The organism is Flavobacterium undicola (genome assembly GCF_009909155.2).
GTDB lineage: Bacteria > Bacteroidota > Bacteroidia > Flavobacteriales > Flavobacteriaceae > Flavobacterium > Flavobacterium undicola.
Window position 1 is genome coordinate 42,286 of sequence record NZ_JAAAPM020000029.1, and the last position, 9,134, is coordinate 51,419.

The 9,134-nt window shown below is 33.0% G+C and carries 6 protein-coding genes and 1 pseudogene; 5 read left to right on the top strand and 2 right to left on the bottom strand.

Annotated elements, in window-relative coordinates:
• Window positions 1–35 precede the first annotated feature (35 nt).
• Window positions 36–1,160, top strand: coding sequence for an ABC transporter permease (locus GTZ96_RS14970; RefSeq protein ID WP_161644720.1), 1,125 nt, complete (start codon window positions 36–38; stop codon window positions 1,158–1,160).
• Here GTZ96_RS14970 and GTZ96_RS14975 read toward each other — a convergent pair.
• The gene (locus GTZ96_RS14975; RefSeq protein ID WP_161644721.1) at window positions 1,157–4,090 is read right to left on the bottom strand and encodes a PAS domain S-box protein; all 2,934 of its coding nucleotides are present in this window, start codon (window positions 4,088–4,090) and stop codon (window positions 1,157–1,159) included. The genes GTZ96_RS14970 and GTZ96_RS14975 overlap by 4 nt on opposite strands.
• Window positions 4,091–4,252: 162 nt before the next feature.
• Here GTZ96_RS14975 and GTZ96_RS14980 point away from each other — a divergent pair, with 162 nt between their 5' ends.
• The 4 genes from GTZ96_RS14980 (at window position 4,253) to GTZ96_RS14995 (ending at window position 8,325) form a co-directional block, all read left to right on the top strand.
• Window positions 4,253–4,828, top strand: a complete 576-nt coding sequence (locus GTZ96_RS14980) for a Crp/Fnr family transcriptional regulator (RefSeq protein WP_161644722.1) — start codon at window positions 4,253–4,255, stop codon at window positions 4,826–4,828.
• A gap of 60 nt (window positions 4,829–4,888) precedes the next feature.
• A complete protein-coding gene (locus tag GTZ96_RS14985) occupies window positions 4,889–5,329 on the top strand; it encodes a carboxymuconolactone decarboxylase family protein (RefSeq protein WP_161644723.1) in 441 nt (146 codons plus the stop codon).
• A gap of 180 nt (window positions 5,330–5,509) precedes the next feature.
• Window positions 5,510–6,892, top strand: coding sequence for a glycoside hydrolase family 28 protein (locus GTZ96_RS14990; protein ID WP_161644724.1), 1,383 nt, complete (start codon window positions 5,510–5,512; stop codon window positions 6,890–6,892).
• Window positions 6,893–6,912: 20 nt separating this feature from the next.
• Window positions 6,913–8,325 carry a family 43 glycosylhydrolase gene (locus GTZ96_RS14995; protein WP_161644725.1) on the top strand — a complete coding sequence of 471 codons (1,413 nt, stop codon included), beginning with the start codon at window positions 6,913–6,915 and terminating at the stop codon, window positions 8,323–8,325.
• 102 nt (window positions 8,326–8,427) lie between these two features.
• Here GTZ96_RS14995 and GTZ96_RS15000 read toward each other — a convergent pair.
• Window positions 8,428–8,712: pseudogene (locus GTZ96_RS15000) on the bottom strand (RluA family pseudouridine synthase); the annotation flags it as partial.
• Between the last annotated feature and the right edge of the window lie 422 nt (window positions 8,713–9,134).

The following is a 9,134-nucleotide window of genomic DNA, read 5'->3' on the forward strand; positions in this document are numbered from 1 at the left end:
AGATTTTTAGAAAATTAAATTTTAAACCGACAATTTTGAAAACGATATTATTCATCATACAAAAAGAGTTCCGACAAATCTTTAGAAATAAAGCGATGTTGCCTATTCTCTTTGTATTGCCTTTTGTTCAATTACTGATTTTGTCCAATGCGGCCAGTTTTGAAGTAAAAAACATTCGGTTTTCTTATATTGACCAGGACCATTCAAAAGCATCCAGAGAATTGATTAGTAAGTTTGAATCTTCTAATTATTTCAACATTATTGAAAATTTTTCTTCTAAAAAAGAGGCTAACCTACAAATGCAAAAAGGAAAAGTAGATGTGATACTCGAAATCCCAAATCATTTTGAACGCAATATTTTAACTGACAAAAAAACAAGCTTATCCGTAAGTATTAATGCCATTGACGGAGCTGCTGCCGGAATTGAAAATGTGTACATCAACCAAATTATTGGCAGTTACAATCAAAAAATAAGAAGCCAGCTTTATCAATACAATGATGCTTCTTTTATACAGCCGCAAAGCATTATCAGTATTCCTTCCTTTTGGTACAACAACACCTTAAATTACAAAACATTGATGGTTCCCGGAATTTTAGTTTTACTGGTTACTATGCTGTCGTTGTTTTTGTCGGCAATGAATATCGTTAGGGAAAAAGAAATAGGAACATTGGAACAAATTAATGTGACACCCATAAAAAAACACCAATTCATTATTGGCAAATTATTTCCATTTTGGGTATTGGGATTAGTAATTCTAACAGTAGGTTTGATTATTGCTAAGCTGGTTTTCAGCATTCCAATGTTAGGAAGCGTGGGACTTATCTACTTTTTTACCTCAGTTTATTTATTTGTGATTCTCGGAATTGGATTATTAGTCTCCAATTATACCGAAACCCAACAACAAGCCATGTTTATTGCTTGGTTTTTTACCGTGATTTTTATTTTAATGAGTGGATTATTCACCCCTATTGAAAGTATGCCTAATTGGGCACAACAAATTACTTTGTTCAATCCTATTCGCTATTTTGTCGAAATTATCAGAATGGTAATGCTTAAAGGAGCTACATTTTCTGATATTGCTAAGCCTTTTTTCATCATTGTTTTTTATGCTATCATAATTAATGGTTTAGCCGTTTGGAGTTATAAAAAAACAAACTAATCACTCAACCATTTAAATAAAATTGTTTCTAAATCAGAAACAATAATAGGCTTTGTAATATAATCATTCATCCCCGATTTTAAGCATTGTTCTTTTTCTTCTACAAATATTCCTGCTGTCAGGGCAACAATAGGAGTAAAACTATTTTGTTCTATTTTTCTAATTTCATAAGTGGCCTCAAATCCGTTTTTATTAGGCATTTGAATATCCATCAAAATAATATCCGGTTGTTGAATTTTATATTGTTCAATAGCTTCATCACCATCAATAGCTTCTAGAATAAGACAATCAGGAATGATTTTTTGAATCAATGTTTTTGCTAAAAACATATTAATTCTATTGTCCTCAACAATTAAAACTTTTTTGGTTCCTAAAATATTTTTCATAATTGACTCATCATTTGTTTTCAGCAATTGCTGATTTTGCATATCCGATTTTTTTAATCTGATGTTAAAATAAAAATTACTGCCTTGTCCGAAAGTGCTTTCTAATTGTAAAGTGGAACTCATTAAACTCAAAAGCTGATTAGAAATAGCTAATCCAAGTCCTGTTCCTCCAAACTGACGACTCGTAGAATTATCTTCTTGTTCGAAAGAATGAAAGATTTTGTCTTGGTTCTTGGGCTGAATCCCAATTCCAGTATCTTTTACAGAAAAGCAAAGATTGATAAAATGGTCTTCGACGGGTAAAATGGTTTTGATTTCTAATCGTATTTCTCCTTTTTGGGTGAACTTTATGGCGTTTCCCAATAAATTAATAATAATTTGCTTTATCCGTAATGTATCAACAAACAAAAACTGTGGCACATTCTCTTCAATATTTAAAACCAAATCAATTTGTTTTTGACTTGCCTGATACTTAAACAATGAAATCACCTGAGTTGTTAATGCAAACAGGTCGATTTCTTCTATTTTTAATTCTAATTTTCCTGCTTCAATTTTAGAAAAATCCAATATATCATTTACAATATCCATCAATGTAGTTGCCGATTCATTAATTGTCAGCATATATTTAAGTTGGGTTTCTGCTAATTTTGATTCCATTAACAACGAAGTAAAGCCTATAATCCCATTCAACGGAGTTCTGATTTCATGACTCATATTAGCCAGGAAATCTGTTTTCGATTTATTAGCTGCTTCGGCTTGATCTTTGGCTTTTTTAATTTCAAAATCCATCATTTTTTGCTTTGTAACATCAATAAAACTAATAACGACCTCTTGAATATCTCCATTATCATCAAGCATTGGAAATCCGTTTACTAAAACCCAAACAATCGTTTTTTTAATAGGTTCAATAATTCCTAATGGGAAATTTTTAATCGCTCTTTTAGAATGAATAATCTGATTGATAGGATGATTTTCAATCTGCATTTCTGAATAATCCTCATTCAAAAAATTCCATTTTAAAGATTCATTATTGCCTGACATCAATTCTTCGGTAGTATAACCTAATAATTCGGCCGATTTACTATTGCACATAATAATAGTGCCATGAGCATCATAAACCACAATTCGTGCTTCAAGATTATCTAATAAACCACTATATCTTTCTTTATTTTTTAGCAAAGCCTCGTCAGCAATTTTTTGTTCGGTAATATCTCTGGAGATAACTATAAAGTGTTTTTCTTTACTTTCATCTTCTTTCATAGGAGCTAATGATAACTCAAACCAACATTTGCCAATGCTTAACTCTAATGAATATTGTTTTCCTCTGGAGAAACCTTTTTCATTTGCTTCTTTTAATGCTGAGAGACAAACAGCGGCAGCATCTGCAGGTAGGACTTCAATAATCTTTTTATCAAGAAACTCAGACGGCGGCAATAATAACAAATCATTTTTTGGAGTATAATAATTAAAAATCGTTCCTTCTAAATCAATTTCAAACATCATATCTGGAATAGCTTCAATAATAGCTTCCATCTTTTTACTGGTTTTAACAAACTTATCTTCGGCTTGTTTACGCTGGGTGATATCAGTAATGGTTCCAATAAGCCCTATGATTTTATTTTCGGCATTGGTTTCGGGAGTTGCCTGACCTATTACCCAAACAATGGTTCCGTCAGCTTTCATAAAACGATATTCTAAAACCGACCTTTGTCTATTTCCTACTACTTTTTTCCATTCGTTATACAATTTGATCCGATCTTCAGGATGAATCGCTATATACCAACCGCTACCCATGGATTCATCATAAGTAATTCCTACTATTTGAGTCCAACGTTGGTTGACATAAGTTGTAGCTCCAGTCAAATCGGTTCTATAAATCCCTACAGGAGAAACTTCGGTTAGTGTATGAAATCTTTTTTCGCTTTGAACAACAGCCTCTTCAGCTTGTTTTCTCTTTATTTCTTCTTCAAAAAACTCTAAAGCAAAAGAGACATCTGTAGTAGCATTGTTTAGTAGACTTATTTCTTCATCATCAAAATAATTTTTCTCGGCAGCATAAATCATAAAAACACCTATTGTCTTATCAAACATTTTAATAGGTAAGGCAATCAGGGAACGATAGTCTCTTTTTAAAGCTTCTACTCTCCACAACTCCGTATTAGAGTCGTCTTCAATAGCATTACAAACATAATAACTCCCTTTTCTAATAGCTATTCCGGCAGGTCCTCTTCCTGTTTCTTTTTCAATTTTGGTAGAAATTGTTTTTATCATCGACAAATATTCTTGATCATAACCTGCCATTCCCACAGGAATTACATCTTGAGTATCCGGATCAATCATCCCAATCCAGGCCATTTGAAAACCTCCTATTTCAACAGCAATATTGCAAACTTCTTTAAAAAGCTGATTTCTATCCTGCGCACGAACAATTATTTGATTGATCCGACTTATAAAAAGATACAAGCGTTTCACTTTATTCATTTTTTGTTCTTGAACATTTATCTTAGCCAATAAATCTTCATATGTAGGTTTTCCTTCTTTCATTCGATTAAGTATATACCAATATGTTTGCATGATAAATATACTTAATAATAATCAGAAAAGTAGTAGGATTTTAAACAAAAGTACTACTGGAAATATATTTTTTATCCTTAAATTTGAACATCGCTGTGTTTAAACTTCTAATAAATAGCTCCGTTAAAAAATATGTCAGAAATACTTAAGAAACATTTAGAGAAGTTTATCCAAATAAATGAAGAAGAATTTCTGGAAATTGCTGCTTTTTTTAAAACAATAACTGTTCAAAAAAAAGAGAATCTACTCATTGAAGGTGCTATTTGCAAATCGCATTTTTTTGTTCTTGAAGGCTGTTTGAGAAAGTTTTTTATCAACGACAAAGGAATTGAACAAACCACCGAATTTGCCATAGAAAACTGGTGGATTACTGATAACATTGCCTACGAACATGGATTAGCAACTTCTTTTTATATTCAGGCTGTCGAAAAATCAGAAATATTGGTTATTGAGCGCGAGGCCCAGGAAAAACTTTTAAAAGAATTCCCTAAAATGGAGCGCTATTTTAGATTCATTTATCAACGTGCTTACGCCGCTTCGCAAATGAGAATAAAATATCTATATGATTTTACAAAAGAAGAATTTTACGAACAGCTTTGTAAAAGCCAACCCGAATTTGTCCAACGCATTCCTCAATACCTCATTGCTTCTTTTTTGGGATTCTCCCCTGAATATTTAAGCGAAATCAGGAAAAAAAAGCGTTCTTAAACCAGTTTAAGTTTTTACTGTTTCTTATTGCTGACCTTTGCTTTATTAAAATATAAAACTATGAGCAAGCGAGTAAACATCAACGAAACAGAACCCCAGGCTTTTAAAGCCATGTATGCCTTAGAAGGTTATTTAGGCACTATTCAATTATCAAAAATCGAGAAAGAATTAATTAAAATTCGTGCTTCCCAAATCAACGGCTGTGCCTTTTGTATCGATATGCACACTAAAGATGCACTTAAATACGGAGAAACTACCCAACGTATTTTTCTATTAAATGCCTGGCGCGAAACCCAATTATTTTCGGAAAAAGAAAAAACAATTTTGGCTATTACGGAAGAAATCACCTTGATTTCCAATAAAGGATTATCGGATGCAACTTATGCAAAAGCCGAACAATTTTTCGACCAAAACCAAATTGCACAAATTATTATGGCAGTAGTTACCATCAATGCCTGGAACAGAATTGCCGTAAGCACCAATTTAGAACCTGCTGAATAAAATTGGGCTACTAAATAAAACACCTCGCTTGAAGCAATTTAAGCGGGGTATCTGTTTTTAATCAGGATAGTTTTCTTTAAAGGCTTTTATATATTTGCTTACTCCATTAAAAAATGGAAAGCAATTAAAACCCAACTGGATTATTTCAGTTTTTATATAATTAATCAAAATTACCTTTTAATGAAAAAAATTATTCTGTGTGCTTCACTAATTCTTTCACTTTCACTTTATTCTTTCAAAATTGATCCTCCAAAGGTGACTCAAAAAGAAACAAAAGTTAAAGCACCTTTTGGAACCACTAAGATTAAAACTCCTGACTTTAGCAAATGTGCCACATTCTTAATCACTGATTTTGGCGCTATCAAAGGAGACCAAAATAAAACTACCCAAGCCATTGCAAAGGCTATTGACCAGGCAAACAAAGCAGGAGGCGGAATTGTTGTTGTTCCGGAAGGAGAATGGCTTACCGGAAAAATCCACTTTAAAAGCAATGTCAATTTACATTTAAACAAAGGAGCTTTACTGCTTTTTTCAGATAATCCGAACGATTATTTACCTGCCGTACATTCCACCTGGGAAGGATTAGAATGCTACAATTATTCCCCATTAATTTATGCTTACCAATGTAAAAACATCGCTATTACCGGAGAAGGTGGCATTAAAGCAAAAATGGATTTTTGGAAAAAATGGGCTGATCGTCCCGCAGGTCACATGAATAGTTTAAAAAGACTGTACAATTTATCAGGTCAAAATGTTCCTATTGAACAACGAGTGATGGTAAACGATACGGCAAATCTTCGTCCGCAATTTATTCAATTCAACCGAAGTGAAAACATTTTACTTGATGGAATTTCAATAACCAATAGTCCGTTTTGGACCGTTCATATGTATCTTTCTAAGGATATTATTATTCGAAATCTAAACATCTATGCACATGGTCATAACAACGATGGTTTTGATCCTGAAATGAGTCAGAACATCTTAGTAGAAAACGTAACTTTCGACCAGGGTGATGATGCCATTGCCGTAAAATCAGGAAGAAATCCTGAAGGATGGCGCTCAAAAACTCCAACAAAAAACTTAATTATTCGAAATTGCATCATCAAAAACGGACACCAATTATTGGCCGTGGGAAGTGAACTTTCTGGCGGAATAGAAAATGTTTTCATTGACAATTGCGAAGTTTTAGACGGAGCAAAAATGTTCAATTTGGTATTCATTAAAACCAATGAACGCATGGGCGGTTATGTGAAAAACATTTATGTTCAAAACATTAAAGGAAGCAAATTGGATTTTGGAATTCTGGGCATTGAAACCGATGTTTTGTACCAATGGAAAAATTTAGTCCCAACAGTGGAACGTCGTTTAACGCCTATCTCGAATGTGTATTCGACCAATGTTCATGCTAAAAACGTAAAATTCATTTCCAGAATTAAAGGTGAAAAAGAATTACCTATTAAAAATATCTTTCTTAAAAACGTAACGGCAGATACGATTCAGGATAGTGAAAAACATAGCAATGAAAACGTACTTAATTTTAACGTATCTCCTAAGACAAAATAATTTCTAAAAATCTAGTTTTCATGTTTTTAAAAAACAGTAAAAAGACAATACTGACAATAGCATTCTTTAGTATTTATACTTTGGCTACAGCCCAAAAAGGAAAAATTGACGCTATTTATTCGGGAATTCCATGGTTTGACAACAATGGAAATGTCGTTAGCGCGCATGGAGCTAACATTATAAAAGACAACGGCAAATACTACCTTTTTGGAGAATACAAAAGCGACGATAATAATGCTTTTAATGGATTTAGTTGTTATTCTTCAACTGATTTATACAACTGGAAATTTGAAAAAATGGCCTTGCCTGTACAAAAATCAGGTAATTTAGGTCCAAATCGTGTTGGCGAAAGACCTAAAGTGATGAAATGTCCTAAAACCGGAGAATACATCATGTACATGCACGCCGATGACCTTAAATACAAAGACCAATATGTGGGTTATGCAACCTCAAAAACCATCAATGGCGAATATACTTTCCAAGGGCCAGTACTTTTTGATGGCAAACCCATCAAAAAATGGGATATGGGTACTTTTCAAGATACCGATGGCAGCGGTTACATCATTACGCACTCGGGAAATTTATATAAACTGAGTGATGATTACAAAAGTGTAACTGAACAATTGGTAAAAGATATGACATCGCATTGCGAAGCACCGGTGATCATTAAAAAAGACAATACTTATTTTTGGTTAGGTTCTGAATTAACTTCTTGGGAACGAAATGATAATTACTATTTTACTGCTACTTCATTAAAAGGGCCTTGGAAATCTCAAGGTATTTTTGCTCCTAAAGATTCATTAACCTGGAATTCGCAATCTACATTTGTACTTCCAATCGTCGGTTCAAAAGACACCACTTATCTATTCATGGGAGATCGTTGGGCTTTTCCTCGTCAAAATTCGGCGGCGACTTATGTTTGGCAACCACTTTTAGTAACCGGAACCAGTATTTCACTTCCGGATTACAAACAAAGTTGGCAAATAGATATTGCAAAAGGTACTTGGTCTACATCAAAGATAAACGGAATCGAAATTGAAAATACTGATACCAAAGCGATTCAATATTCAGGGAATTGGTCACAAGATAAATCGTCCAAAATAAGTCAATCAGATGCTAAAGGAGCTTCTTTTTCAGTTGATTTTAAGGGAACGCAAGTTGGTTTTTATGGCACTTCAAAAGTAGATGGCGGTTATGCTTCTATCGTAATCAAAAATAAAAAAGGAAAAACTATACTATCGTCCACTATTGATATGTATTGCAAATACACCGAAAACGCTTTAAAATTCCTTAGTCCTGTTTTACCAAAAGGAAACTATAACATAACAGTTAGTGTAGTGGGAGAACACGGGAATTGGTACAAAAAAGACGGAACTGGTTTTGGAAGCACAGGAAATTTTGTTTCAGTAGACAAAATAATCGTTAAGAAATAATTACAGTCCAAACATCGAATAACAAGACATAAAAAAATCGGAAGAGGAGTTAATCCTGTTCCGATTTTTTTTATGTATTCAGACGTTTAAAAATCATTCAAACTACTCCTCTTCTTCTGTAGCATGTGATTTGGAATAATTGCGCCATTTTTCGATACAATCTTGAAAATCCTGTGGTAATTCGGTATCAAAACGCATCAATTCTCCCGTATTCGGATGCACAAAACCCAATGTTTTTGCATGCAAAGCCTGTCTTGGTAAGATTTTAAAACAATTTTCAATAAACTGCTTGTATTTGGTAAACGTAGTTCCTTTTAAAATCAAATGACCACCATAGCGCTCATCATTGAATAATGGATGCCCAATGTGTTTCATGTGTGCCCTAATTTAATCTGTTTTTCACATTTTTAATGAGTACGAAATCAAAAGAAATTTCTCTATTATATTTTTTCCTTAAATACTCCATTCATTTTAAACTTGAAAAACAGAAACAGCTTTTGCTTTATTATAATACAAAATAGATCCTAACTCCTACTTCTACCTCCCGTTTTTGAATCTCTATATCAAATGTCACACTACAGGTTGTTTTTTTTGTCTTTGGGATGGGCTATTCTTCCTATTCAAGGAACAAATGTAGAAATCATAACCTTTAAACATAATAGAAAAAATTGTGCAATAAAATTATTTTGAGTTAGTCATTTAGTTTCTGTATTTTTATGTCTTTAAAAACAGTCGTTATGGAAGTATTTGAAGGACAAAGCATACTAAACTTTATAAAAGAATTGCCAAATGATGAAGCTTGCAAAGCT

What these genes read in the sequence shown, in the direction of transcription:
- GTZ96_RS14990 (WP_161644724.1), top strand. Translation starts at nt 5,510, where the DNA reads ATGAAAAAAATTATTCTGTGTGCTTCACTAATTCTTTCACTTTCACTT.
- GTZ96_RS14985 (WP_161644723.1), top strand. Translation starts at nt 4,889, where the DNA reads ATGAGCAAGCGAGTAAACATCAACGAAACAGAACCCCAGGCTTTTAAA.
- GTZ96_RS14975 (WP_161644721.1), bottom strand. Translation starts at nt 4,090, where the DNA reads ATGAAAGAAGGAAAACCTACATATGAAGATTTATTGGCTAAGATAAAT.
- GTZ96_RS14980 (WP_161644722.1), top strand. Translation starts at nt 4,253, where the DNA reads ATGTCAGAAATACTTAAGAAACATTTAGAGAAGTTTATCCAAATAAAT.
- GTZ96_RS14995 (WP_161644725.1), top strand. Translation starts at nt 6,913, where the DNA reads ATGTTTTTAAAAAACAGTAAAAAGACAATACTGACAATAGCATTCTTT.